The sequence below is a fragment of the Conyzicola nivalis genome, assembly GCF_014639655.1.
GTDB classification, from domain to species: Bacteria; Actinomycetota; Actinomycetes; order Actinomycetales; family Microbacteriaceae; genus Conyzicola; species Conyzicola nivalis.
In genome coordinates, this window is the sequence record NZ_BMGB01000001.1 from 1,188,100 (window position 1) to 1,213,855 (window position 25,756).

A 25,756-nucleotide genomic window follows, 5' to 3' on the forward strand; every position below is an offset into this window, starting at 1 on the left:
GCGCGGCCGTGATGCTGACTTCGGCCGCTGGGGGAAACTATTCGGCGCTCGTGACCGGACGAAGGTCGGCCCGGGCGGCCACGGCCTGGGCCCTGCCGGTGTCCGACGCCGTGCGCGCATACTTCTTCGCGAAGTGGGTGGCGATGGCCGCGAGCGACTGCACGATGATGAAGATGATGATGATCACCGCGACGATGTGGATCGTCGAGTACCGCTGGTAGCCGTAGCGGAAGGCAACGTCGCCGAGTCCGCCGCCGGCGACCGTTCCCACCATCGCCGAGAAGTTGATGATGGATGTCACGGTGGTGGCGAGTCCGAGCAGCATGCTCGGCAGCGCCTCGGGCACGAGCACCTTGCGCACGATCTGCCAACGGCTGGCGCCCAACGAGTTCGCGGCCTCGGTGAGACCCGGGTCGACCTCCTTCAGGGCGATCTCGACCATGCGGGCGAAGAACGGGATGGCCACGAGCGAGAGCGGCACGATCGCCGCGGTCGAGCCGATGAAGGTTCCGACGACGAGTCGGGTGAACGGGATGACCGCGATCATCAGGATGATGAACGGGATCGAGCGCCCGAGGTTGACGATGAAGTCGAGCACGCGGTTGATCACGCGTCCGGCCGTGCGCGATCCGAACGGGGTGGCGAAGAGCCCGCCACGCTCGGTACCGACGAGCAGAATGCCGAGCGGCAGGCCGACGATGACGGTGACGATCAGCGCGAGGGAGACCATGTAGAGCGTCTGCCCGGTGCCGAGCAGCAGCACGTCGACGAGGTCGCTCCAGAACTTGGGATCGGAGGTGTCGTTCATGCTGCGTCCCTTACGAGTTCGACGAGCAGGCCTTGGGCGCGCAGGTCGGCGATCGCCGCCGCGGTGGTCTGCGGCGAGCCGGGCAGCTCGAGACGGGTGCGGCCGGCCTGGTTGCCGGCGATCGTCTCGATCGTGGCACCGAGGATGCTCACGTCGATCGCGTGGTCCCTGGCCAGCTGCGCGATGACCGGCCGGTCGGCGGACCCGCCGCTGAAGGTGATGTCGACGACCGCGCCCGTCGTGCCGGCCGGGATGTCCCCGAGCGGGAAGAGGTCGTGGGCCAGCCGGGAACCCGGGGTGGAGATGAGCTCGACCAGTTTTCCCTGTTCCACGACGCGGCCGCCCTCGAGCAGGGCCGCCGAGTCGCACACCGTCTTCACGACGTCCATCTCGTGGGTGATGAGCAGCACGGTGAGGTCGAGCTCGCGGTTGATGGTCTTGAGCAGCTCGAGGATCGACCGAGTGGTCTCGGGATCCAGTGCGCTTGTGGCCTCGTCGGAGAGCAGCACGCTCGGTCGCCCGGCGAGGGCACGGGCGATTCCGATGCGCTGCTTCTGGCCGCCGGAGAGCTGGGCCGGGTACGCGTTCTCCTTCTCGGCCAGTCCCACGAGGTCGAGGATCTCGCCGGCGCGTGAACGCCGTTCGCGGCCGTCGACGCCGATGACCTCGAGCGCGAGTTCGACGTTGCCGCGGACCGTCCGGCTCGACAGCAGGTTGAAGTGCTGGAAGACCATGCCGATGCTCTGCCGGGCGATGCGCAGGTCGCGGTCGGCGAGAGACGTGATGACTCTGCCGTCGACCGTTATGGTGCCGACATCCGGCCGTTCCAACAGGTTGACGGTGCGGATGAGGGTGCTCTTGCCCGCACCGCTCTGCCCGACCACGCCGAAGATCTCTCCGCGCCCGACCTCGAGACTGACGTCGTCGAGGGCCAGCGTGCTACCGGAGCCCACGCCGAAGGACTTGCTGACGTGACTGATCGATATCATGCGCTACCCGGGTTCGTACGACGGAAAAATCGTCACGCGCCTTCGAGCGACGGAAAGAATCAGTGTCGCCCGGCGGGCTGCGCGGCGCCAAGTCGTGTTACGCCGTGTGTCCGCCGACGGCTCGCCGGGTCGTGCGGGTTGTTATTCGGCGTTCTCCGACACGGGCTCGTCGATCACGGCGGCACCGGCCACGTCGAGGGGGATCGTGGGGCAGTCCTTCCACAGGCGCTCGAGCGAGTAGTACATGCGGTCTTCCTCGTGGAAGACGTGGACGATGAGGTCGCCGAAGTCGAGCAGGATCCAGCGGCCCTCGGCGCGGCCCTCGCGGCGGATGGTCTTGGCTCCGGCCTCCAGCATCTTGTCTTCGATTTCGCCGGCGATCGCGACGACGTTGCGCTCGTTGCGGCCGGTGGCGATGAGGAAGACATCGGTGAGGGGAAGCGGGCCGGACACGTCGAGGGCGACGATGTCTTCGGCCTGCTTGGAGTCGGCGGCGGCGGCCGCAACGTTGACGAGTTCGCGGGCGCGAGGAGAAGCAGTCACTGGGTCCTTAAGAGTGGGTGTGTGAATCGCGATTCACGGTTAGAAGATTCCGAAGACGAATCCGGCGATGAGCAGGCCGACGACGGCGACCGCCATAACGGATGCGGTGACCAGGAGCACGTTGAGCATGCGGTTGCTCTGCTTGCGTCCCAGTTCGATGCCACCGCGCGTGGCGGTGTGGCTGCTGACCGCGGTGATCGCACGCACGGGAGCAGAGTCGGTGTTCGCCACCTCGTTGTCGAAAGCGTCGAAGAGGTGGTCGACCTCGGGGTCGTCATAGTGGCGCGAGTCGCGGCCGGTGGTACCGACGCTTCCCGGCAGGTTGATCGTGCCGGTCACCATGATCTCGCCCGTGGCGTTGAGCACCGAGGAGAAGTCGTCGCGCTGCGGGATCATCGGCAAGACGAGCGCGTTGGTGGTCGTTGCGACGTTTCCGCCGCCGACATCGCGGCTCAGGGTGTTCTCGAACGGCTGGTTCTCGTCGTCGAGCTCGGCCTGGCGCGACCAGTGGCCGATCGGCGGCGTGTACGCGGAGTCAGACTCGGAGTCGGTCGTCGACGCGGGAGACTGCGGTGCGTTCGAGGGGGTGACGAGGAAGGAGAACGGCGTGGCCTTGGCGGAGTCGTCTGCCGGCTTTGCGGTTTGGTCGGCCTTGGGCGCGGCGCGTTCGACGTCGACGGGGGTGTCGGTCTCGGACTGCGGCGAGCGGGTGAGGGCCTCGAACTCGGCCATCGCGTCGGACAGCGCCGACTGCGGCGCCGCGACCGGCTCGACGAGCGGCGGGATGAAGACGGAACCGGCCGGTGCGCCCGCGGCGGGCGCCTCGGGCGTGGCCTCGGGCTCTTGGAAGCGCATTTCGACGTCGGACTGCTGCGGCTCGTGGGCAGAGTCGGTCGGAGCCGACTCGGACGTGGATGTCTCGGTGTCGGGTGCCTCGCTGGCGGCGACCTCGGCGGCTGCGGCTGCCTCGGCGGCGGCGCGCATGGCACGCCACTCACGGCGGCTCAGCGTGCGCTCTTCCTGGGCGATCTCGACGGGGGCGACCGGTGCAACGGGCTCGGCGACCTCGATCGGCTCCCCCACGGGAATCTCGGGTTCGGCGGCGGGCTCGACGACGTCGTGCTGCTCGGAGTCGGCGGCCTGCTCGTTGTCGGCCTGCTCGGTCGCAGCCTGCTCGCCTTCGGTCTGCGTGCTCTCGGCGCGCTCGTCCTCGGCCGCGGGTTCGAGCAGGTCGGAGAAGAGCGAATCGAACGAGGGTTCGGCGTCGGTGGCCTGGTCGGCCTTGTCTTGCTCGACGGGTGTCGCCTCGGGGCGGAAGTCGCTCAGCTGGAAGCCGGTGTGGCCCTCGTCGTCGTTCGTGACCTCGACCTGGTCGGCGAACGGGAACGGCTTGGCGATCGCGGAATCGGTGAGCGCGGGCGTCTCGGACTGGTCGCCGTCGTGCTCGACCGATTCGGCGGGAGCGGTCTCGGAACCGGTGGGCACCTCGACGAGGCCCTCGGCGGCGGCGGCGCGGGCGCGGCGGCCCGATGGGGCGCGGTCGGCCTCGGCGGAGTCGTCGATTTCCTCCGCGTGGGAGAGCTGCTGGCGAAGTGCGCGCCTCGACAGTGGAGGCTGATCCTGAGAGGTGGTCATTAAATACTCCGATACAAGTGGTGTTTGGAGATGTACTGAACTACACCATCGGGAACCAAATACCAGACCGGGAATCCCCGGCTCACCCGGCTTCTGCAGTCTGTAGATGAGATAGCTAGCGCCGGAACTTCTAGCAAGCTTACGCCCTGCTCAGGTAAACCGGAAATGGTCAGGGGGTGTCCCGGGCGCGACACCGCGACGAAATGCGCGAGCGGCCAGACCTGTTCGACGTCTTTCCATTCGAGGATCTGCGCGATCGCGTCGGCCCCCGAGATGAAGAAGATGTCGGCGTCGGGCCGGGCGGCGTGGATATCGCGCAGGGTGTCGATCGTGTAGGTCGGACCCGTGCGGTCGATGTCGACCCGGCTGACGGTGAACCGTGGATTCGCCGCGGTGGCGATCACGGTCATCAGATAGCGGTGTTCGCCCTCGGTGACCGCGTAGTCCGACTTCATCCACGGCATGCCGGTGGGGACGAAGATCACCTCGTCGAGGTCGAACTTCTGCTGCACCTCGCTCGCAGCGACGAGGTGCCCGTTGTGGATGGGGTCGAACGTTCCACCCATCACACCGACGCGAGCCCGGCGCGCGGCGCCCTCGACCACGGGCGGCCCCTAGTGGCCGGGCGTGTGGTCGTCGTGCGCGGCACCGACCTTGTCGCTGTGGCGGTTCGCCACGTCGCGGTAGCTCCAGACGACGACGCCGAGCGCGACGAACGCGGCGACGGCGATGCCGGCGTACCCGAACGGGCTCATGGGCAGCTCGGTGTGGGCCGTCTCTTCAGCGGCGGAAATCAGGCTGGTGATCAGCGACATATGGTTCTCCATTCACGACGTGGTAAAGCTTAGCCGCGCGCCTGACCACTGCCGCGCACGACCCACTTGGTGCTCGTCAATTCGCCGAGCCCCATCGGACCCCGCGCGTGCAGCTTCTGGGTCGAGATGCCCACCTCGGCACCGAAGCCGAATTCGCCGCCGTCGGTGAACCTGGTCGAGGCGTTCACCATGACGACCGCGGAATCGACCTCGGCGAGAAAACGTTCGGCGTTGCCGAGGTCGTTGGTGATGATCGACTCGGTGTGGTGCGTGGAGTAGTCGCGGATGTGCTGCATCGCCTCGTCGAGTCCCCCGACCACCCGGACGGCCAGGTCGAGCGACATGTACTCGGTCGACCAGTCGTCGTCGGTGGCGGGCACGACGTCGGCGAAGATCGCGCTCGTGCGCTCGTCGGCGTGGATGGTCACGCCGGATTCACGCAGTCTCGCGAGCACGGGAGGCAGCAGTCGAGAGGCGGATGACTCGTGGACGAGCAGTGTCTCGAGGGCGTTGCACACGCTGGGGCGCTGCACCTTGGCGTTGTGCACGATGTCGACCGCCATCCGCTCGTCGGCGCTCGCGTCGAGGAACACGTGTACCACCCCCGCACCGGTTTCGATGACGGGCACCTTCGACTCGGCGACGACGGCGTTGATGAGGTCGGCGCTGCCGCGCGGGATGAGCACATCGACGTGACCGCGCGCCTGCATGAGCTGCTTGGCACCCTCGCGTCCGAACTCGTCGATCGTCTGGACGGCGTCGACCGGCAGTCCTGCCTCCGCCAGCGCACCCTGGATGACATCGACGAGAACCCGGTTGGTGTTCTCCGCCGCCGATCCCCCTCGGAGCACCACGGCGTTGCCGCTCTTCAGCGCGAGCGCCGCGATGTCGATCGTCACGTTGGGCCTCGCCTCGTAGATCGCGCCGATCACGCCGAACGGCACGCGCATCTGGGTCAGACCGATGCCGTTGGGCAGGGTGCTTCCGCGCACCACCTCGCCGACGGGGTCGGTGAGTGCGACGATCTCGCGCACGGCGTCGGCGAGGGCGGAAAGGCGGTCCGCGTCGAGACGCAGCCGGTCTTGCAACCCCGTCGACAGTCCGTTCTCCCGTCCGTTGGCCAGGTCAAGGTCGTTGGCCTGAATGATGCGGTCGGAGTTCGCGACCACCGCCCGGGCGATCGCCTCGAGCGCCGAGTTCTTCAGGTCGGCTTTCGCCGTGGCGAGCAGCACGGACGCGCGGCGCGCGGCCTCGAGCTTCTCGGTGAACGATCGGGTGGCTACGGCGGTGTCGGTCATAGCGCCCAGTGTACGACCGGCGGGAGGGGGCTGGCACGGCACGCTCCCGCGTGCGATTCTGAGCGAAACAGCAGGCCGGAGAGGAATCCGCAGGTATGACCGAGTTCGTGACATCCGCCGACGGCACCCGTATCGCTTTCGACCGCGAAGGCGACGGTCCGCCCGTCGTCCTGGTCGGTGGCGCTACGCAGTTCCGGGCGTTCGACCCGGCGACCGCCGAGTTGGCGCGCGAGCTCGCCGGCCGCGGGTTCACGGTCGTAAACTACGACCGGCGTGGCCGCGGCGAGAGCGGCGACACCGTTCCGTTCGCCGTCGACCGGGAGGTCGAGGACATCGCGGCCCTCGTGGCCGAGGTGGGCGGCGCGGCGGCGCTGTACGGCAGTTCGTCGGGCGCGGCCCTGGCGCTGTGGGCCGCCGCGGCCGGGGTGCCGACGACGGCGCTCGTGCTGTGGGAGCCTCCGTTCGAGCTCGAGGGCACCGGCGACCGCGACTGGCTCACCGGCCTCGAGGACCGGATCGCACACAACGACCGGCAGGGCGCGGCCGAGTTCTTTATGCGCGACATGCCGCCCGAGTGGCTGGAGGCGGCGAAGTCCAGCGACGCCTGGCAGACCCTGATCTCCGTGGCACCGACCATGGTCTACGACGCAGCGGCGCTCGAACGCACGCAGCACGCCCCGTGGCGCGAGGCCTGGGCGGCGGTCACGGTTCCGACCCTCGTGGTGGTCGGTGATCAGGCGCTGCCGATCTTCCCGCCGGTGGCCGACGCGCTGGTGGAAGCGCTCCCCCGCGCGACACAGTGCCGCATCGACTCGTCGAACCACGACTGGAAGCCCGACCAGATGGCGAAGGTGATCGCCGACTTCGTCAGGCCCGCTTAGCCTCGAACCAGGTACCGACCGCGGCGCCCGACAGGGCCGCGCCCACGTCGCCGGTCGAGGCGAGCAGCACGGGCGTACCCGAGCCCGCGGCGAGCTTCGCGGCGGCCACCTTGGTGCCGGCTCCCCCCGTGCCCACCCCGGCCGCGCCGATGTCGCCGAACTCGACCTGGCCGAGGTCGTCGTCGAAAGCCACCTCGGTGATCTTCACGGCGCCGGGGTCCAGCGGCGGACGCGAGTAGAGCGCGTCGATGTCGGAGAGCAGTACGAGCAGGTCGGCGCGCACGAGCTGCGAGACGAGTGCGGCGAGGCGGTCGTTGTCGCCGAACCGGATCTCGTGCGTCGCCACCGTGTCGTTCTCGTTGACGATCGGCAGGATGCGCAGGTCGAGCAACCGCTCCATGGCGCGTTGCGCGTTGCCACGATGGGTGGGGTTCTCGAGGTCGCCCGCCGTCAGCAGCACCTGGCCCGCGACGATCTTGAAGCGGCGCAGGCTGTCCTGGTAGCGGTAGATCAGCAGGTTCTGACCCACGGCCGCGGCCGCCTGCTGGGTCGCGAGGTCGGTGGGGCGGGAGTCGAGGTTGAGAAACGGGATGCCCGTCGCGATGGCGCCGGACGAGACCAGGATGACCTCGCAGCCGCGACCATGAGCGGCCGCGAGGGCGTCGACGAGCGGTGCGATCTGACCGACGTTCTCGCCGCTGATCGACGATGAACCGACCTTGACCACGATGCGCTTGGCCGTGACGATCTCGGCCCGGGAGCGGATCGGACTAGTCACGGTCGTCCGCGGCGTCACGCTCGACGGCGAAGCCCTCGTCGTCGTTCCAGACGCCGCCCTCACGCTCGCGGTCGAGCTCGGCACGGGCCGCCGTCTTGGCGTCCATGCGCTCGAGGTAGTTCGCGCGACGGGTCTTGCTCGTCAGGCGGCGACCCTCTTCGAGGCGCGGGTCGGTGCCACGGGGGCTCGCCACGAGTTCGGCGGCGGACGCCACGGTGGGCTCCCAGTCGAAGACGACGCCGCCCTCGGCACCGATCATCACGGTGGAGCCGGGCACTGCGCCCGACTTGAACAGCTCGGTCTCGACGCCGAGCTTGGCCAGACGGTCGGCGAGGAAGCCGACGGCCTCGTCGTTGGTGAAGTCGGTCTGCTGCACCCAGCGCTCGGGCTTGGTGCCGATGACGCGGTAGACGTTGCCGAACGACCCGCCCTCGACCTTGATGACGAAGTCGACCTCGTTGACGGCGCGCGGGCGGATCACGATGCGCGGCTTCGCCGTCTCCTTGGCCTTCTCGACGCGGTCGGCCTCGACGAGCTCGGCGAGAGCGAACGAGAGCTCGCGCAGGCCGGCGCGGGACACGGCGGACACCTCGAACACGCGGTAGCCGCGGGCCTCGAGGTCGGGGCGCACGAGGTCCGCCAGTTCTTTGCCCTCGGGCACGTCGGTCTTGTTGAGCGCGATGAATTGCGGACGCTCGAGCAGCGGGACCTGGCCGTCGGGAACGGGGTAGGCGGCGAGTTCGCCGAGGATGATGTCGAGGTCGCTCAGCGGGTCGCGGCCCGGGTCGAGCGTTCCACAGTCGAGAACGTGCAGCAGCGCCGAGCAGCGCTCGACGTGGCGCAGGAACTCGAGGCCGAGGCCCTTACCCTCGCTGGCGCCCTCGATGAGGCCGGGGACGTCGGCGACCGTGTAACGGGTCTCGCCCGACTCGACGACTCCGAGGTTGGGGTGCAGGGTGGTGAACGGGTAGTCGGCGATCTTCGGCTTGGCCGCCGACATGGCTGCCACCAGGCTCGACTTTCCGGCCGAGGGATAACCGACGAACGCGACATCCGCCACGACCTTCAGTTCGAGACGCAGGTCGCCCTCGAAACCGAGGGTTCCGAGGAGTGCGAACCCCGGTGCCTTGCGCTTGGTGGAGGCGAGGGCCGCGTTGCCCAGGCCGCCCATGCCGCCCGGCGCAGCGACGTAGCGCATGCCGTGTTCGTTCATGTCGAGGATCTCGTTGCCCTCGGCGTCTTTGACCACCGTGCCGACGGGGACGAGCAGAACCATCTCGTCGCCGGAGGTGCCGGCCTTGTGGTCGCCCTGTCCGGGCTGGCCGTGGTCCGACTTGCGGTGGGGCGAGCGGTGGTAGTTGAGCAGCGTCGTGGTCTGCACGTCGCTCACGAGAACGATGTCGCCACCGTTGCCTCCGTTGCCGCCGTCGGGGCCGGCGAGCGGCTTGAACTTCTCGCGCTTGACCGATACACAGCCGTTGCCGCCGTGCCCTGCGCGAAGGTGCAGGGTTACCTGGTCGACGAACGATGCCATGAAATTTTTCCTCTGTAGAAACACGGAAGGGGCGAGCCGAAGCTCACCCCTTCACGCTAAGTGATGTTGCAGCTGACTACGCAGCCACCACGATGTTGACGACCTTGCGGCCACCCTTAACACCGAACTCGACCGCACCGGCGGCGAGGGCGAACAGCGTGTCGTCTCCGCCACGGCCGACGTTGGCGCCGGGGTGGAAGTGCGTGCCACGCTGGCGCAGGATGATTTCGCCGGACTTGACGACCTGGCCGCCGAAGCGCTTGACGCCGAGGTACTGCGCGTTGGAGTCGCGACCGTTACGGGAGGAGCTTGCGCCCTTTTTGTGTGCCATGAGTTGTCAGCCCCTTAGTTAATCGAAGTGATCTTGATACGAGTCTGCTCCTGGCGGTGGCCCTGGCGCTTCTTGTATCCGGTCTTGTTCTTGAACTTCTGGATGACGATCTTCGGGCCGCGGAGGTCGTTCAGGACCTCGGCGACGACCTTGACGTCCGCAAGCGCTTTCGCGTCGTGCGTGATCTTGTCGCCATCAACGAGCAGCACCGGGGCGAGCTCGACATTGCCGTCTTTGTCGGCCTGGATGCGGTCGAGGACGACAATCGTGCCGACCTCTACCTTTTCCTGCCGACCACCGGCGCGCACAACTGCGTAAACCACTTGGTAACCCTTACTTTCGGAAGCTTATGGCGATCTTTCGCGGCCTCAGGCCAGCGCACACCAAGGGCCAAGACTACTCGATCTACATAGCCGCGGTCAAACCGTGATTATGGCGGCGAATCATCGCCGGGTTTCAGACTCGAGAATCGTGGCCGAACTGAGTGTTAACACTAACCTGCCTGTGGTGTGGGCGGGTCGACGACACACGCCGTGTCTGCGAATCAGAGAGCGGATGCCGCGGGTCGGCCCTTCGAGACCCAGAACCAGGCGAGGAACCCGGCCAGAATCACAAGCGGGGTCACATTGATGAAGGTGTAGAGGCCGGCCTGGGCCGTTCCGAAGAGGGCGTAGGCGAAGGACTGCTGGCCCGTGAAGATGCTTCCGCCCGAATAGACGGCGGTGAAGACCAGCACGAGGGCCGCGGCTACGGCGGCGGCCACGAGGGAGCGCAGCACTACGCGGGGCACGCGCAGTTCTGGCACGAGGGGAACGAGCAGCCAGAACGCCAGGAAGACACCGATGGCCGCCGGGATTACCGTGGTCCCGAGTTCCACGAACAGTTGACCGAACGGCGAGAGCACGCTTCCGGGGTCGTATCCGCCGTTGATGCCGCCAGCGCTCGAATAGGCGAGATTGCTGAAGACTCCCACGAACGCGCGCAGAACCGCCTGCACGACCATCACGATGCCGACGATCCCCGCCGCGACCGCGGCCGGAACCGCGTTCGCCCGTGTTGCCCGTGCCTGTAGCGACTGCGCCATCCGGTGTCCCCGTAAGTGTTTAGAATCAGCCCATGACCGTGCTGATCGACCAACCCATCTGGCCGGCACACGACACTCTATGGGCACATCTGGTCAGCGACCACTCGCTCGACGAACTGCACGCGTTCGCGCAGCGTGCGGGGATCCCCCGGCGCGGGTTCGACGGCGACCACTACGACGTGCCGGCCCGCAAGTACGACGAGCTCGTGGCGCTCGGCGCCCTTCCCGTGACGGTGCGCCAGCTCGTCACCCGGCTGCAGGCGAGCGGACTGCGCATCAGCCAGAAGGAGAAACGCGGGCTGTAGGGCCATCCGGCGTCGGCGGGCCGGTACAGAATGGGAGCATGCCCGGCCGTTTCGTTTTCACCACTGACCCCGACGAGCTCGTAGCGATGCTCGATGTCGACCGGCCGGCGGGCGACCTGCCGCCCGCCTCGTTCAACATCGCCCCGGCCGACCGCGTGGTCGTCATCATCGACGCCGTCAACAAAGACGCCTCGACCGAGGGCTACGACCCCGAGAACCCGGCCGTGCTGCGCCGCCTCGAGTCGGCCAGCTGGGGCCTCGTGCCCGGCGGCGCACCCGACGCGTCCGTGGGTTCCACGATGTTCAACGTCCCGGTCGAGCAGGTGCTCGCGAACCCGGCGTTCGCCCCCGCCGCCCAGTCCCGGCGCGCTGCCATCCCGGCAACGGGCTACTACGTCTGGCACAAGGGCGCCGACGGCACCTCGTCCGCCCAGTTCGTGCACTCCCCCGACGGCGAGCCGCTGCTGCTCGCGGGCCTGTACGAGTGGTGGAAGAACCCGGCAGCCGCCGCCGGTGATCCCGCGCGCTGGCTGCTGTCGACGACGATACTGACCCGCGCATCCGCCGGCCCGCTCGCCCTCATCCATGAACGCATGCCGCTGCTGCTCGAGCCCGGCCTGCTCGAAGACTGGCTCGACCCCCGCACGCCCGGCTCGTCCGAGCTGCTGGAGGCCGTCTCCGACGCCGCGGCCGACCTTGCCGAAGAGGTGGAGTTCTACGAGGTCAGCAAAGACGTCGCGAGCGTCAAGAACAACTCCGAAGCGCTCATCCAGCCGGTCTAGCCGACCCCCGCGCGCGTGTAGCCTTCCGTCACCACTGCAGGGCGAAGCCGGCCACGCTCTTGACCTGCGCCCCGGTCGACAGGTCGATGATCACGGTCGTGACGCTCGTGGACCGGTCGTCCACCGGGTAGCCGTCGCTCACGCTCGACGCCACGTTCGGCACCACCTCGACCGCCACGAACTGGTCGTTGGGCGACACGGAGAAGTCGCCGATGCTTCCGGCGTGGTCGACGGTGCGCAGCAGCTCGCGCGAACTCGATCCGTCGTCGGCGACGAGCAGGTTCTCGAACACGTTCGCCTCGTAGTCGACGAGCACGACGTGCTGCACCAGGTCCGACCCGCGCATGAGCCGGAAGTCGCCGGGCAGCGGTGCGACCCCGTAGATGGGCGAGGGCGCGAACTCGACGTCGCTCAGGTCGGCGATGGACAGCACGACCGGCCCGAACGCGTTCGTCACCCCGAGCCTCGTCCCGTCGGTCGAGAGCGACTCGAGGCTCGCGTAACTGCCGAGCGGTGTGACGACTCCCGACGCCGTGTCGACGAGCAGCACGCTTTCGTCGCCGATGTTGTGCGCGGCGAGCGTCACCCCTCCCGGCAGGAAGAACCAGTTGCTCACGGCGAGCGGCGCGCCGTCCAGACCGGCGACCGGCGCGATGTCCCGGCCCAGATCGAGATTCAGGGTCATGAGCGTGTTGTCGAACGCCCCGTCGGCGCTCGAGAAGGCGAAGCCGATCGTGACCCCGTCGTCGGCCGCGTGCAGCTTCTCGATCACCCCGGGGACCGGCAGGCCGAGCGGCTCCACTCCCCCGTCCTCGAAGCTGACGAGGCTGAGGGCGCTGGTGCCGTCGCCCAGATCGGTGGACACTGCGGCGGTCGAGCCGAGGAGTGCGAATTCCTGGATGCGCGGGGCCGAGTAGACGACGGTGCGCTCGACATCGCGCGCACCGGTCCGCACGATCTCGTCCACGGCCTCGCCGCGGTCGAGGTAGTAGAGCGGCTGCGAGCCCGTGGTGAACTCGTAGCTGAGCGTGGAGCCCTGGTCGTCGAACTGGCTCGTCACGCCGTCCACCTCGACGACGTAGCGCGCGTCGTAGAGCAGCGGCTGCTCGAACTGCACGGCCACCACGGCACCCGAGGTCGTCACGGTGAACTCGGCGGCGGGCGTGATCGTGACGTCGTCGGGGTCGACTGCGGCGAGCGGCTGGTTGGCGAAGAGCCGCAGCTGCTGGCCGCTGCGCGTCGTGACCTGCTCGGTGTCGACCTGCGCGCTCGAGAGTTTGGGGCCCTGCACGTAGCCCAGCGCCGCGAAACCGGCGCAGAGCAGCGCCAACACGACCACGACGGCCGTGAAGGTGCGGCGGAACCCGGACGCGGTGGACGACCGGTACGCGGCAGAGCGGGACTCAGTAGAGATAGGGCTCTCCCGGTTGTTCGACGACCTCCACGGAGTCGGGGACGACGGCGATCGCCTGCTGGCTCACTCCGCTCGGGTTGGTGTCGAAGCCGCCGGTGACGCGCACCCACTGGTCGACGGCGAGGTCGTCGGCCCACCCCGGTTCGTAGACCGGGACCCCGATCGGCTGGGCATCGACGGCGCAGCAGGTGATGACGAACCGCGAGACGAAGAACATGTTCTCCGGATCATCCGGATCCGCGCTCACAAAACCGACGACGTCGACCGGCTTGCCGCTGAAGACGCTCAGCTCGCTCGTCTGGCGCAGCAGCGACGACCACTCGAGCACGGTGAACTTGGCGAACGCGGCGTCGGTCGTGGAGGCCACCGAGGCGACCGACTGCGCGCGGTCGCCGCTCAGCCCTCCGTCGTTGATGGCGCGCTGCTCGAGTGTCGCGCTCGACAGTGTGGCCGGTGGGACCACGATGATGCCGACGGCGATCACGAGGGACAGCACGGCGGCCGCCCCCGAGAGCGCGTTCTGGCGCTTCGACGGCGGCGCGTCGTGGTCGTGGGGTTCGCGCAGGAACGCGCTCGCGGCCACGAAGACGAGCGCGATGACCGACATGATCACCGTGAAGAGCACGTAGCGCGGGTGGATGTACAGGATGAGCTGGTTGGTCAGCGCGAGCCAGATGGTCGCGACGACCACGACGCTCATCAGCGCCACGCCCCGCCAGCGCTGGACGGCCCTCAGGAGGCTAGGCGACATAGTTCACGACCAATCCGATGAGGGCGCTGAGCAGCGCGACGACGACGGTGAGCTGCACGAGGGTTCTCACCGTGAAGGTGGTGCGCAGCAGGGCGAGCATCTTGATGTCGATGATCGGCCCGAAGACGAGGAAGCTCACGATCGACCCAGGCATGAAGGTCGAGGCGAACGGCAGGATGAAGAACGCGTCGACGTTCGAGCACACCGAGATCACGAAGGCCAGCACCATCATGGCGAGGATCGACCAGAGCGGATTGCTGCCGAGGCTCACGAGCACCGAACGGGGCACGAGCGACTGGATGGCTCCGGCCGCGACGGCTCCGATGAAGAGCGCCGGCAGGATGATGCTCGACTCCCGGCGGAAGAGCGAGACGCTCTCCTGCCAGCGGGAGGCGCCGTGCGCGTGCGCATCCGGCACCCGGCAGATCGCCGCGAACTTGTCGGTCAGCAGCGAGTCCTGGTCCGGATGGCGGCTGAACAACCAGCCGGTGAGATTGGCGATGACGAATCCGCCCACGATGCGTCCGACGAGGATGTTGTCGTCCCAGCCGAACGCCTGATGGGTCGTGATGATCGTGATCGGGTTGATGATGGGCGCCGCGAGCAGGAAGGTCATCGACTCGGAGACGGTGAAGCCCTCGACCATGAGCCCGCGGGCGAGGGGCACGTTGCCGCACTCGCAGACCGGCAGGAAGACGCCGATGAACGAGATCGCCGCGCGGCGCAGGAACGGGTTGCGTGGCAGCACCCGCATGATCCACGAGTCGGGAACCCACACCTGCACGGCGATCGACAGCACGATTCCGAGGATCACGAACGGCATCGACTCGACGATGACGCTGATGCTCAGGGTGAGGAAGTCCTGCGCCTTGTCGGGCAGGGCGAGCGCGCCCTGGTCGGCGGTGATCGCGCGCAGCACGAACAAGGCGCTGATCCCCACGATGCCGACGCCCAGCCAGGCGAACTGGCGGCGGCGGGCCGTGGGGTGGTCGCCGTGGGGCGGATGCTCGTGGTCGCCTTTCGCGCCGCGGTCGCGACGGCGGGCGTCAAGCTGGCTACTCACCCGGGAAGCCTAACCAGTGCTTGCTGACAGAAGTCGGTGACTCCCCGGGTACAACGAAACCCCGCCGGACGGGGCCGACGGGGTTCCTCGTGCGGATGACTAGTCGTCCGTGACCGGAGCACTCACGACCGCGCCGGCGCTGCCGGCACGACGCGAGGTGCGCGAGCGGCCCTGGCCGGGCTGCTTCGGCTCGGGGAGAGCCTCGAGCACGGAGTCGAGGATCTGCTCGGCGTCGCGGTTGTTCATGCGGCGGCTCGCACGGGGTGCCTTCGTGACCGGGATGTCGAGGATCGCGACGGGGGCGTCGGCCTTCGGCTGTTCGGACTCGGCGGCGGGCGTGGCAGTCTCGGCGGGCGCTGCTGCCTCGGCGATCTTGGCCTCGAGCGGGGCGTCGACCTCGGTCGCCTTCTCGGCGATCGTGGACTTCGCCTCCGAGGAAGCGCGTCCGCGGCCGGACCGCGTCCTGGCCTGCGCGGGCTGTCGCGTCTCTGCGGGCTGCTGGGTCTCGGCGGGCTGCTGGGCTTCGGCGGCGGGTGCCTCGACCGTGGCGGCCGGCTCGACGACCGGCGCGGACTCGGCCGCGGGCGTCGCCGGGGCCGTCGCGCCGCCGGTGCCCGACTGGGCCGAGACGGTGCGGGCGGCGATCTGCGCGAGAGCGTTGCGGGCGTCGTCGGTGATGGCGTGCGTGCCGGTGCCCGCCGCCTTGGGCGGGGTGCTCACCTGCGGCTGCTGCTGGTTCTGGCCGCCGTTGTTCTGGCCGCCGTTGCCGCCGTTTCCGTTGCCGCCGTTGCCGTTGCCCTTGCCACCGCGGCTGCGACGGCCGTTGTTGATCTCGGGCTGGGGCGCCTGCTGGATGCGGTGCTTCGTGACGGGGTCGTGGTGCACGATCACGCCGCGGCCGGCGCACTGCTCGCACGGCTCGCTGAACGTCTCGAGCAGGCCGAGCCCGAGCTTCTTGCGGGTCATCTGCACGAGTCCGAGCGAGGTCACCTCGGCGACCTGGTGCTTGGTGCGGTCGCGGCTGAGGCACTCGACGAGTCGGCGCAGCACGAGGTCGCGGTTCGACTCGAGCACCATGTCGATGAAGTCGACGACGATGATGCCGCCGATGTCACGCAGACGCAGCTGGCGCACGATCTCTTCGGCCGCCTCGATGTTGTTCTTGGTGACCGTCTCTTCGAGGTTTCCGCCCGAGCCGACGAACTTGCCGGTGTTGACGTCGACGACGGTCATGGCCTCGGTGCGGTCGATCACGAGCGAACCACCGGAGGGCAGCCAGACCTTGCGGTCGAGCGCCTTCTCGATCTGCTCGTTGACGCGGTAGGCGTCGAACGGGTCGTTGGTTCCCTCGAAGCGCTCGACCCGGTCGATGAGGTCGGGGGCCACTCCGTTGAGGTAGCTCTGGATGATCTCCTGCGCGTCGTCACCGTCGATAACGAGCTTCTGGAAGTCCTCGTTGAAGACGTCGCGGATGATCTTGACCAGCAGGTCGGGCTCGGAGTGCAGCAGGGCGGGAGCGTTCGCCGTCTCGATGAGGCGGCTGATCTCGGCCCACTGGCTGGTGAGACGGCTGACGTCGAGCGTCAGCTGCTCTTCGGTCGCACCCTCGGCCGCCGTGCGCACGATGACGCCGACGTTCTCGGGCAGGACCTCCTTGAGGATCTTCTTGAGGCGCGCGCGCTCGGTGTCGGGCAGCTTGCGGCTGATCCCGCTCATCGAGCCGTTCGGCACGTAGACGAGGTAGCGGCCGGGCAGCGAGACCTGACTGGTGAGGCGGGCGCCCTTGTGGCCGATCGGGTCCTTCGTGACCTGCACGAGCACCTTGTCGCCCGGCTTGAGCGCGAGCTCGATGCGGCGGGCCTGGGCCTTGCCGTCGGCGGAGTTCTCCGCGGCGGCGTCCCAGTCGACCTCGCCCGAGTAGAGCACGGCGTTGCGGCCGCGTCCGATGTCGACGAAGGCCGCCTCCATGCTCGGCAGCACGTTCTGCACGCGGCCGAGGTACACGTTGCCGATGAGCGACATGTCCTGGCTCTTGGCGACGTAGTGCTCGACGAGAACACCGTCTTCGAGGACAGCGATCTGGATGCGCCCGAACTTGGAGCGCACGACCATCACGCGGTCGACGCTCTCACGGCGGGCGAGGAACTCGCTCTCGGTGATCACGGGACGGCGGCGGCCGGCATCGCGGCCGTCACGGCGGCGCTGCTTCTTGGCCTCGAGGCGGGTGGAGCCCTTGACCCGGGTGGGCTCGTTGCTGAGCACGGGTTCGGGGCGCGGCTGGCGCACGCGCACGACGGTGCCGGGGGCATCGTCGCCGTCGCGGGCCTCTTCGCCGGGGCGGCGGCGCGAGCGGCGGCGTACGGTGCCCGACTCGTCGCCGAGGTCGTTGCTCAGGTCGTCGGCACGGGCGGCCGAGGCCTCCGCGTTGCGGGACTGGCGCGGCTGGCGTGCGGGGGCGCGCTCGGGCAGCACCGCGCTCTCCGGCGGCGCCTGGAACAGCAGCGACGTGGTGGGACGGGCGGCACGCTTGGGGGTGTCGTCCGTGTCGGCGTCGGCCGTGTCATCCGCAGTCTCGGCCGCGGGGGTCTCGGCGACGGCGGGCTTGCGGGTGCGCGTACGCGGGGCGGCCTTCACAACGACCTCGTCGACGATGATGTCGTCGACGGGAGCGACCGCGAGGGGCTGCTCGACGGGAGCGGGCTCGGCGACCGGTGCCGCTTCGACGGGTGCGGGCGGCGGGGTCACGGCTGCCTTACGGCTTCCGAATAGTCCTTTGCGACGCTTGGGCTCGATGTTGTCTTTGTCATTCACCACTGGCGGTGTACTCCTAGGCCCTGGTGGGAAACCGCGCCGCCCACCGGGTACTCTCTCGTTCGCGCTACGCCTCAGCGATCACGCTGCAAATTCTTCAGGTCAAGAACCGGCATGGTGTGGCTGGCGACCATTCTCTGGTCGTACGTGTCAGTCACGCGTACGTGTCAGCCACTGTCTGCTCTGGTTCTACTGTGTCTGTATTGCACTGCCTGTCACCCAGCGCTCCGGAACTCGCTATCCGACTGACCGGCATCCACTCGGATGCTCGGCACTGGCCCGGATTGTCGCCCGGTAAGCCTTCTTTGGCGCCAGTTCGAGCGCGGCTCGGCTGGCTGTATCCGATTATCGCACGCATTCTCAGTTAGACGTGATTCGACGCGTGCCATAATCCCAGAGTGCCAGAGACCCCCGCTGCCAAGCGTCCCGTCGCGCTCGCGATTTTCCTCATCGTGGCGGGTGTGGTCGGCTGGTACGCGGCCTTCGCGCTGACCGTGGAGAAGTTCACGACGTTGACCGATCCGACCGAGGCGCTCGGCTGCGATTTCAGCGTGCTCGTGCAGTGCCGGGCCAACCTCGAGTCGTGGCAGGGGTCGCTGTTCGGCTTCCCGAACCCGATCATCGGGCTCGCGGCCTGGATCGCGCCGATCGTGATCGGCGTGGCCCTGCTGTCGCGCGCCTCGTTCGCCCGCTGGTTCTGGGTCGCGTTCAACCTCGGGGTCGTCGGGGCGCTGGCCTTCGTCATCTGGCTGATCAACCAGAGCGTGTTCGTGCTCGGCACGCTCTGCCCGTGGTGCATGGCGACCTGGGCGGCCACGATCCCGCTGTTCTGGACGGTGACGCTGTACAACCTGAAGGAGGGCAACCTCCCGGTGCCGGCCGGGGCCCGTCGGGTCGCCGACGCCCTGTACGGCTGGGTGCCGGCCATCACCCTCGCGAGCTACCTCGTGGTCGCCGTCGTCGCGCAGCTGCGCCTCGACGTTCTCGGCAGCTTGTAGACCCGCTCGCGGCACGCTTTCAGCTAGCGCATAGCTGACCGCGCCAGTCTGTGCTGGGCGCCCACCGGCGGCGCACCATCGAGAGGAACCGATGAGCAACACCGCAGACGGCAAGAAGGCACGGCGTGAACACGCCCGCGAGTTGGCGAGGCAGGAGCGTGAGACCGCCCAGCGCCGCAGGAAGCGCAACCGGCTGCTCGTGCAGGGTGGGGTCATCGTCGCGCTGCTCGCCGTCGTGACTGTGGTCACGCTGGTGATCGTCAACGCGACCACCACCACGACGGTGAATCCCAAGAACATGGCGAGCAACGGCATCCTGTTCACCGGCGACGGAACGACACTCGCTCCGGTCACGACAAAGGCGCTCGCCCTCGACGCCGACCCGGTGCCGACCGACACGTCGAGCCTCGACGCCGCGGTGAACATCGTGACCTACATCGACTACGCCTGCCCGATCTGCCAGACCTTCGAGACGACGAACGCGGAACAGATCGACGGCTGGGTGACGGCCGGCGAGGCGTCGCTCGAGATCCACCCGATTTCGATCCTCGACCGGGTATCCCTCGGCACCAAGTACTCGTCGCGAGCGGCGAACGCCGCGGTGTGCGTGGCCAATTACGAGCCCGACCAGTACATGGCGGTCAACGACGCCCTGTTCGCCCAGCAGCCGGAGGAGAACACGAGCGGTCTCGACACCGCGGCCCTGAAAAAGCTGGTGGCGGATGCTGGCGCCGACAGCGACGACGTCGCGTCGTGCATCAACGACAAGACGTTCGCGAGCTGGGTGACGAACGCGACCGACCGGGTGACCTCGGGTGAACTCGCGAGCGACACCGTCACCGAGTTCGTCGGGACCCCCACGGTGCTGGTGAACGGCCAGCTGTACCAGGGCGCCGTCGACGACGCGGAGGCCTTCGCGACCTTCGTCGCACAGGTCGCGGGCGAGGCGACGGCACCGGCCGAGTAGCGGCGGCGACGGCAGGTGCGCAGAGCAAAAGAGCCGATTCCGGCCAGATGAGCCGTCCGCGGAGGCGTCATCTGGCCGGAATCGGCTCTTTTGCGGCTGGGTTAGAGCCGAGGCCGGGCTAGAACCAGAGGGACAGCTCGCGCTGCGCCGACTCGACCGAGTCGCTGCCGTGCACGAGGTTCTGCTGGACCTTGAGACCCCAGTCGCGTCCGAGGTCGCCGCGGATCGTGCCTGGCGCCGCGCTGGTGGGGTTGGTCGCACCGGCGAGAGACCGGAAACCCTCGATGACGCCGTTGCCGGCGACGCGGATCGCGACGATCGGGCCGCTCTCCATGAATTCGACGAGGGGCTCGTAGAACGGCTTTCCCTCGTGCTCTGCGTAGTGCGCGGCCAGCAGTTCGCGGCTCGCCTCCACGAACTTGATGTCGACCAGCTGGTACCCCTTCGCCTCGATGCGGCGCAGGATCTCGCCGGTCAGGTTGCGGGCTACACCGTCGGGCTTGACGAGTACGAGTGTTTCTTCGACGCTCACGTGATATCTCCTGGGTTGGGGTGTTCGGCCGCGAATGCGGCCTTCTGGTGGTCGATCTGGCGTCCGCGAACGAAGCAGAAGATCCAGATCGCGACAAAGCAGGCCGCGATGAAGAACATCAGCGGCACGAGGAAACCGGTCGCGAGCAGCACGAGCTGCAGAGCCCAGCCGAGCCACACGCCCCACGGGTAGCGCAGCAGGCCGCTGGTGAGGAACAGCGCGAGGATGAGCAGCGCTCCCCCGCCGAACGCCAGGCCGGGTTCGAGCGACCTGAGCCCGTAGACGACCAGCGTGACGAAGAACACGAGCACGGCCTCGAGCGCCAGCACGATCGACAGCAGCATCTCGGTGACCGAGCGCTGTCTGCGCACGCGTGGCGCGCGGCTGCGGCCGGGGCCGGGCTGCTCGGTCATCGCTTCCACTTGCTCACGGTCGCGAGGGTGATGGCGTCGCCGACGAGGGTGATCGAGCCGGTGACGAGCACGGCACGCTTCTCGCCCTCGGCCGCCCACTCGCGGGCCGCCTCGAGCGCGGTCTCGGCCGACTCGTCGGTGTAGACCTCCTCGGTGTACTCGCGCACGATGTAGGCGAGGTCGTCCGCCGCGACGGCGCGGTCCGACTCCGACTGCGTCACGTAGAAACGCGTCGCGATCGGTGCGAGCGCGGAAACGATGCCGTCGGCGTCCTTGTCCTGCAGCACGCCGATCACCACCGCGACCTCGTCGAACGTGAAGTAACTGCCGATGGCGGCCGCGAGAGCCGCAGCGCCGTGCGGGTTGTGCGCGGCGTCGACGAGCACGGTCGGCTCGGTGCCGACGATCTGCAGCCGGCCGGGAGACGTCGCGGTCTGCAGCCCCTCGGCGAGCACGTCGCCGACGAGCGGCTGGCTGCCCCCACCGAGGAACGACTCGACGGCGGCGATCGCGAGCGTGGCGTTCTGCGCCTGGTGGTCGCCGAACATCGGCAGGAACAGGTCGGGGTAGCTGGCCGCGAGTCCCTTCACCGAGATGACCTGGCCGCCGACGGCCACTGTCGTCGATTCGAGCGAGAACGCGTCGCCCTGTTGCGCGAACGTGGACTCGGTCAGTTCGGCCGCCCTCTGCAACTCGGCGAGGGCATCCGGGGTCTGCGTCGCAGACACGACGCTGGCGACGGGCTTGATGATGCCCGACTTGGTCTTCGCGATCTCGGCCACGGTATTGCCGAGGCGCTGCGTGTGGTCGAGGGCGATCGGCGTGAACACGGCGACCTGGCCGTCGGCGACGTTGGTGGAGTCCCACTCGCCGCCCATACCGACCTCGATCACGGCGACGTCGACGGGGGCGTCGGCGAAACTCGCGAAGGCGAGCACGGTGAGGGCCTCGAAGAAGGTGAGCTCCGACTCGCCCGCGCCCGCGAGTTCCGCGTCGATGAGCAGGAGATAGGGCCGGATGTCTGCCCAATTCTCGACGAGCGCCCGGTTCGAAATGGGCTGGCCGTCGATCACGATGCGCTCGTTCACGCGCGTGAGGTGCGGGCTCGTGAGGAGACCCGTCTTCAGCCCGTAGGCGCGCAGGATGCTCTCGGTGATGCGGCTCGTCGAGGTCTTGCCGTTGGTTCCGGCGATGTGGATCACCGGGTAGGCGCGGTGCGGGTCGCCGAGAAGTTCGACGGCGCGGCGGGTCGGCTCGAGGCGGGGCTGGGGGTTTCCCTCGCCGATGCGGGCGAGCAGTTCGGCGTAGACGTCGTCGGCGCCGGACTGGTACTCGTTGTCGTCGAAGTCGTACTCGGAGTCGTCGTCGAGGTTGGTGCCCTCGTTGCCGCCCTGGAGGAAGTCGGGCAGTCCGCTTCCGTCGTCGACGAAGTCGGGCTCTTCTTCCGGCTCGACCTCGCCGCCGTCGTACCCCTGGTAGTCGTTGTCGCCGGGGTTGTCGTTCTTAGACATCTACTGATGCCGCCTTCCACAGATCGATAACCAGTACACCAGTGTTCGCGTACTGATGGGGAGTCAGGGTCGTGCGCTGCGAACCGGCCGCTACCTCGGTCGCGGCAGAGACGGCCGGATCGTCGACGAGGATGATCTCGAACGCGGTAGCGAGCGTGTCGGCGGCGATGGTCGCCTCGAACGCCGTCAGGGCCGCGATGTCGTCGCCGCCGTCGCCGCGGATGGTCATCGAGATGCGGTCGCTCACGTTGAGCCCGGCGGCCTTGCGGGTGTCCTGCACGGCACGGATGATGTCGCGCGCGAGCCCCTCGGCCTCGAGGTCGGGCGTCGTCTCGGTGTCGAGGATCACGAAGCCGCCGTCGGCGAGGAACGCGATCGCGTTGGCCTCGTCGGCCGACTGCAGTTCGAGCTCGAACTCGGCGGGCAGCAGTTCGACGCCGCCGACCACGACGGTGTCGCCCGCCGCCTGCCAGTCCCCCTCACGCGCAGCCTTGATCACGGCCTGCACCTGCTTGCCGATGCGCGGACCCGCGGCGCGGGAGTTGACGGTGAGCTTCTGCGAGATGCCGAACCGCTCGAAGCTGTCCGGCTCGAGGGCGCTGAACACGACGTCCTTGACGTTGAGCTCCTGCAGCAGGATGTCGCTGAACCGGGCAAGGGCCGCGCCGTCGTCGCTCACGACGGTGAGCTGCGCGAGCGGCAGTCGCACGCGGCGGCTCTTCGCCTTGCGCAGCGAGAGGCCGGCGGACGCGATCGCCCGCACGCGGTCCATCGCGGTGACGAGGGCGTCGTCGGCCGGGAAGGCCTCGGCGTCCGGCCAGTCCTCGAGGTGCACGCTGCGCCCGGCCGTGAGCCCCCGCCAGATCTCGTCGGAGACGAGCGGGATGATCGGCGCGGCGACACGGGTGAGGGTCTCGAGCACGGTGTACAGCGTGTCGAACGACTCGGTGTCGTCGCCGGTCCAGAAACGGTCGCGACTGCGGCGCACATACCAGTTGGTGAGCACGTCACCGAAGTCGCGCAGCTTGAGCGCGGCCGTGGGGCTGTCGAGGGCCTCGAGCTCGCGCGTCACGTCGACGACGAGCTGGCGCGTCTTGGCCAGCAGGTAGCGGTCGAGCACGTTGGTCGAGTCGGTGCGCCAGGTGGCGGTGTAATCCGAAGCGTTGGCGTAGAGCGTGAAGAAGTAGTACGTGCTCCACAGCGGAAGCAGGAACTGCCGGGTGCCCTCGCGGATCGCCTCCTCCGTGACGATCAGATTGCCGCCGCGGATGACGGACGACGACATGAGGAACCAGCGCATAGCATCCGCACCGTCGCGGTCGAAGACCTCGGAGACGTCCGGGTAGTTGCGCAGGCTCTTCGACATCTTCTGCCCGTCGCTGCCGAGCACGATGCCGTGGCTGATCACGTTCTTGAACGCGGGGCGGTCGAAGAGCGCGGTCGACAGCGTGTGCAGCGTGTAGAACCAGCCGCGGGTCTGTCCGATGTACTCGACGATGAAGTCGGCGGGGTTGTGCGCCTCGAAGAATTCGCGGTTCTCGAACGGGTAGTGCACCTGGGCGAACGGCATCGAGCCCGAGTCGAACCACACGTCGAGTACGTCTTCGATGCGGCGCATCGTCGACTGCCCTGTCGGGTCGTCGGGGTTCGGGCGGGTCAGCTCGTCGATGAACGGGCGGTGCAGGTCGGGTTCACCCTCGGCGTTGAGCGGCAGGCGGCCGAAGTCGGCCCGCAGCTCGTCGAGCGAACCGTAGACGTCGATGCGCGGGTACTCCGGGTTGTCGCTCTTCCAGATCGGGATCGGGCTGCCCCAGTAGCGGTTGCGCGAGATCGACCAGTCGCGGGCGTTGCCCACCCACTTGCCGAACTGGCCGTCCTTGACGTTGTCGGGGACCCAGTTGATCTCCTGGTTGAGCTCGCCCATGCGGTCGCGGAACTCGGGCACGCGCACGAACCAGCTCGACACGGCCTTGTAGATCAGCGGGTTGCGGCAGCGCCAGCAGTGCGGGTAGCTGTGCTCGTAGCTCGCGACGCGCAGCAGGCGGCCGGCGGCGCGCAGCTGCTGCGTGAGCGGCTTGTTCGCGTCGAAGACCTGCAGTCCGGCGACACCCTCGATGTTGGAGAGGAACTTGCCGCCGTCGTCGACGGAGATGATGACCGGGATGCCGGCCGCGGCACAGACCAACTGGTCGTCCTCGCCGTAGGCGGGGGCCTGGTGCACGATGCCGGTGCCCTCGCCGGTGGCGACGTAGTCGGCCACGAGGATCTGCCAGGCGTTCTCGGTGCCGTACTCCTCGGTGTCGGCGTAATAGTCCCAGAGCCGGTCGTACTTCACGCCGTTCAGTTCGGCGCCGAGCACGGTACGGGATACGGCGGCTTTCGCAGCATCCGCGCTCTCGTATCCGAGGTCCTTGAAGTAGGCGCCGACGGTGTCGAGTGCGAGCAGGTAGCGCGATTCGCCCTCGACGGTGAGGATGTCGCCGGCTACCGCGCCGCCGACGGTGGTCGCTCCGACCGGCACGTGGTCGGCGGCGCCGTTCGGGCCGCTCGGCAGCAGCGCGTATTCGATGGCGGGCCCGACGGCCAGCGCCATGTTGGTGGGAAGGGTCCACGGGGTCGTCGTCCAGGCCAGCGCCTTGACACCGGTGAGCCCGAGCACCTCGGCCTTGGCGCCGACGAGCGGGAACGTGACCGTGACGGTCTGGTCCTGGCGCATCTTGTAGACGTCGTCGTCCATGCGCAGCTCGTGGTTCGACAGCGGGGTCTCGTCGTGCCAGCAGTACGGCAGCACGCGGAAGCCCTCGTAGGCGAGGTTCTTGGTGTGCAGCTGCTTGAACGCCCAGATGACGCTCTCCATAAACGTCACGTCGAGCGTCTTGTAGTCGTTCTCGAAGTCGACCCAGCGCGCCTGGCGGGTGACATACTGCTGCCACTCGTCGGTGTACTTGAGCACCGACTCGCGCGCCTTCGCGTTGAACGCCGCGATGCCCATCTCTTCGATCTGGCTCTTCTCGGTGATGCCGAGCTGCCGCATCGCCTCGAGCTCGGCGGGCAGGCCGTGGGTGTCCCAGCCGAAGCGGCGGTGCACCTGCTTGCCGCGCATCGTCTGGAAGCGCGGGAAGAGGTCTTTGGCGTAACCGGTGAGCAGGTGGCCGTAGTGCGGCAGTCCGTTGGCGAACGGCGGGCCGTCGTAGAAGACCCACTCGTCGGCGCCCTCGCGCTGTTCGACCGAGGCGAGGAAGGTGTTGTCGCCCGCCCAGTAGGCGAGCATGCCCTCTTCGATGGCGGGGAAGTTCGGGGACGCGGGAACACCGGCCGTGCTGGCGTTGCGGGGGTAGGGCATCTCACTCCAGATCGTTTCGTCATCTGAACGAGGACGCTCGCCCCTGGCCAAATCGTCCAGTCGGTCTGCGCGGTACCACCCCGCTTGCCGGTGTGTTGAGCACCGACCGCTTGTTCTTTGGCTGTGACGGGCCAGTCCCGGCCGGTTCTACTGAGGCCGTGAGGCCCGTT

General features: G+C 68.2%; 25 protein-coding genes. 5 read left to right on the plus strand and 20 right to left on the minus strand.

Going from position 1 to position 25,756, the window contains the following annotated elements; genetic code table 11:
* Window positions 1-37 precede the first annotated feature (37 nt).
* From IEV96_RS05770 to IEV96_RS05800, 7 genes are all read right to left on the minus strand, one after another.
* The gene (locus IEV96_RS05770; protein WP_188509705.1) at window positions 38-808 is read right to left on the minus strand and encodes a methionine ABC transporter permease; all 771 of its coding nucleotides are present in this window, start codon (window positions 806-808) and stop codon (window positions 38-40) included.
* Entirely contained in the window at window positions 805-1,797 is a 993-nt protein-coding gene (locus IEV96_RS05775; protein ID WP_188509706.1) for a methionine ABC transporter ATP-binding protein, read from the minus strand. The genes IEV96_RS05770 and IEV96_RS05775 overlap by 4 nt, the downstream gene beginning before the upstream one ends.
* A gap of 141 nt (window positions 1,798-1,938) precedes the next feature.
* Window positions 1,939-2,340 carry a ribosome silencing factor gene (rsfS, locus tag IEV96_RS05780; protein ID WP_188509707.1) on the minus strand — a complete coding sequence of 134 codons (402 nt, stop codon included), beginning with the start codon at window positions 2,338-2,340 and terminating at the stop codon, window positions 1,939-1,941.
* A gap of 39 nt (window positions 2,341-2,379) precedes the next feature.
* On the minus strand, window positions 2,380-3,975 hold the full coding sequence (locus tag IEV96_RS05785; protein WP_188509708.1) for a prolipoprotein diacylglyceryl transferase: 1,596 nt from the start codon (window positions 3,973-3,975) through the stop codon (window positions 2,380-2,382).
* Window positions 3,975-4,580 carry a nicotinate-nucleotide adenylyltransferase gene (gene nadD / locus IEV96_RS05790; RefSeq protein WP_188509709.1) on the minus strand — a complete coding sequence of 202 codons (606 nt, stop codon included), beginning with the start codon at window positions 4,578-4,580 and terminating at the stop codon, window positions 3,975-3,977. Before nadD ends, IEV96_RS05785 begins: the two co-directional genes overlap by 1 nt.
* 9 nt (window positions 4,581-4,589) lie before the next feature.
* Entirely contained in the window at window positions 4,590-4,790 is a 201-nt protein-coding gene (locus IEV96_RS05795) for a hypothetical protein (RefSeq protein ID WP_188509710.1), read from the minus strand.
* 29 nt (window positions 4,791-4,819) lie between these two features.
* Complete coding sequence (locus tag IEV96_RS05800; RefSeq protein WP_188509711.1) at window positions 4,820-6,088, minus strand: glutamate-5-semialdehyde dehydrogenase; 1,269 nt, start codon at window positions 6,086-6,088, stop codon at window positions 4,820-4,822.
* Between the two features lie 95 nt (window positions 6,089-6,183).
* Between IEV96_RS05800 and IEV96_RS05805 the strand changes: the two genes are divergently transcribed.
* Window positions 6,184-6,969 carry an alpha/beta fold hydrolase gene (locus IEV96_RS05805; RefSeq protein ID WP_188509712.1) on the plus strand — a complete coding sequence of 262 codons (786 nt, stop codon included), beginning with the start codon at window positions 6,184-6,186 and terminating at the stop codon, window positions 6,967-6,969.
* Here IEV96_RS05805 and proB read toward each other — a convergent pair.
* The 5 genes from proB to IEV96_RS05830 all read right to left on the minus strand — a co-directional run bounded on the left by proB (window position 6,956) and on the right by IEV96_RS05830 (window position 10,696).
* Window positions 6,956-7,747, minus strand: a complete 792-nt coding sequence (gene proB / locus IEV96_RS05810; RefSeq protein WP_229733082.1) for a glutamate 5-kinase — start codon at window positions 7,745-7,747, stop codon at window positions 6,956-6,958. The two genes, IEV96_RS05805 and proB, sit on opposite strands and share 14 nt — an antisense overlap.
* Window positions 7,740-9,281 carry a GTPase ObgE gene (obgE, locus tag IEV96_RS05815; protein WP_188509713.1) on the minus strand — a complete coding sequence of 514 codons (1,542 nt, stop codon included), beginning with the start codon at window positions 9,279-9,281 and terminating at the stop codon, window positions 7,740-7,742. Before obgE ends, proB begins: the two co-directional genes overlap by 8 nt.
* 76 nt (window positions 9,282-9,357) lie before the next feature.
* Window positions 9,358-9,612 carry a 50S ribosomal protein L27 gene (gene rpmA, locus IEV96_RS05820; protein WP_188509714.1) on the minus strand — a complete coding sequence of 85 codons (255 nt, stop codon included), beginning with the start codon at window positions 9,610-9,612 and terminating at the stop codon, window positions 9,358-9,360.
* 14 nt (window positions 9,613-9,626) lie between these two features.
* On the minus strand, window positions 9,627-9,935 hold the full coding sequence (gene rplU, locus IEV96_RS05825; protein ID WP_184236398.1) for a 50S ribosomal protein L21: 309 nt from the start codon (window positions 9,933-9,935) through the stop codon (window positions 9,627-9,629).
* A 221-nt stretch (window positions 9,936-10,156) separates the two neighbouring features.
* The gene (locus IEV96_RS05830; protein WP_188509715.1) at window positions 10,157-10,696 is read right to left on the minus strand and encodes a hypothetical protein; all 540 of its coding nucleotides are present in this window, start codon (window positions 10,694-10,696) and stop codon (window positions 10,157-10,159) included.
* 32 nt (window positions 10,697-10,728) lie between these two features.
* Here IEV96_RS05830 and IEV96_RS05835 point away from each other — a divergent pair, with 32 nt between their 5' ends.
* Both IEV96_RS05835 and IEV96_RS05840 read left to right on the plus strand, forming a co-directional pair.
* Window positions 10,729-11,001, plus strand: a complete 273-nt coding sequence (locus IEV96_RS05835; RefSeq protein ID WP_188509716.1) for a DUF4031 domain-containing protein — start codon at window positions 10,729-10,731, stop codon at window positions 10,999-11,001.
* A 38-nt stretch (window positions 11,002-11,039) separates the two neighbouring features.
* Window positions 11,040-11,783, plus strand: a complete 744-nt coding sequence (locus tag IEV96_RS05840; RefSeq protein ID WP_188509717.1) for an SOS response-associated peptidase — start codon at window positions 11,040-11,042, stop codon at window positions 11,781-11,783.
* Between the two features lie 28 nt (window positions 11,784-11,811).
* Here the strand turns inward: IEV96_RS05840 and IEV96_RS05845 are convergent, their stop codons facing one another.
* From IEV96_RS05845 to IEV96_RS05860, 4 genes are all read right to left on the minus strand, one after another.
* Entirely contained in the window at window positions 11,812-13,122 is a 1,311-nt protein-coding gene (locus tag IEV96_RS05845) for a hypothetical protein (protein ID WP_188509718.1), read from the minus strand.
* Window positions 13,123-13,186: 64 nt separating this feature from the next.
* Window positions 13,187-13,948, minus strand: coding sequence for a TIGR03943 family putative permease subunit (locus tag IEV96_RS05850; RefSeq protein WP_188509719.1), 762 nt, complete (start codon window positions 13,946-13,948; stop codon window positions 13,187-13,189).
* Entirely contained in the window at window positions 13,938-15,011 is a 1,074-nt protein-coding gene (locus tag IEV96_RS05855) for a permease (RefSeq protein WP_229733084.1), read from the minus strand. The genes IEV96_RS05850 and IEV96_RS05855 overlap by 11 nt, the downstream gene beginning before the upstream one ends.
* Before the next feature lie 99 nt (window positions 15,012-15,110).
* Window positions 15,111-17,822 carry an Rne/Rng family ribonuclease gene (locus IEV96_RS05860; RefSeq protein ID WP_373282421.1) on the minus strand — a complete coding sequence of 904 codons (2,712 nt, stop codon included), beginning with the start codon at window positions 17,820-17,822 and terminating at the stop codon, window positions 15,111-15,113.
* A 398-nt stretch (window positions 17,823-18,220) separates the two neighbouring features.
* Between IEV96_RS05860 and IEV96_RS05865 the strand changes: the two genes are divergently transcribed.
* Both IEV96_RS05865 and IEV96_RS05870 read left to right on the plus strand, forming a co-directional pair.
* The gene (locus IEV96_RS05865; protein WP_188509721.1) at window positions 18,221-18,820 is read left to right on the plus strand and encodes a vitamin K epoxide reductase family protein; all 600 of its coding nucleotides are present in this window, start codon (window positions 18,221-18,223) and stop codon (window positions 18,818-18,820) included.
* Between the two features lie 91 nt (window positions 18,821-18,911).
* Window positions 18,912-19,787: a DsbA family protein gene (locus tag IEV96_RS05870; protein ID WP_188509722.1), complete on the plus strand. Its 876-nt coding sequence runs from the start codon at window positions 18,912-18,914 to the stop codon at window positions 19,785-19,787.
* 118 nt (window positions 19,788-19,905) lie between these two features.
* Here the strand turns inward: IEV96_RS05870 and ndk are convergent, their stop codons facing one another.
* From ndk to ileS, 4 genes are read right to left on the minus strand one after another with little or no spacing between them, the layout of a single operon-like run.
* The gene (gene ndk / locus IEV96_RS05875) at window positions 19,906-20,319 is read right to left on the minus strand and encodes a nucleoside-diphosphate kinase (protein WP_188509723.1); all 414 of its coding nucleotides are present in this window, start codon (window positions 20,317-20,319) and stop codon (window positions 19,906-19,908) included.
* The gene (locus IEV96_RS05880) at window positions 20,316-20,732 is read right to left on the minus strand and encodes a DUF4233 domain-containing protein (RefSeq protein WP_188509724.1); all 417 of its coding nucleotides are present in this window, start codon (window positions 20,730-20,732) and stop codon (window positions 20,316-20,318) included. The genes ndk and IEV96_RS05880 overlap by 4 nt, the downstream gene beginning before the upstream one ends.
* Window positions 20,729-22,243: a bifunctional folylpolyglutamate synthase/dihydrofolate synthase gene (locus IEV96_RS05885; RefSeq protein WP_188509725.1), complete on the minus strand. Its 1,515-nt coding sequence runs from the start codon at window positions 22,241-22,243 to the stop codon at window positions 20,729-20,731. The genes IEV96_RS05880 and IEV96_RS05885 overlap by 4 nt, the downstream gene beginning before the upstream one ends.
* Window positions 22,236-25,586, minus strand: a complete 3,351-nt coding sequence (gene ileS / locus IEV96_RS05890) for an isoleucine--tRNA ligase (protein WP_188509726.1) — start codon at window positions 25,584-25,586, stop codon at window positions 22,236-22,238. The genes IEV96_RS05885 and ileS overlap by 8 nt, the downstream gene beginning before the upstream one ends.
* Window positions 25,587-25,756 lie beyond the last annotated feature (170 nt).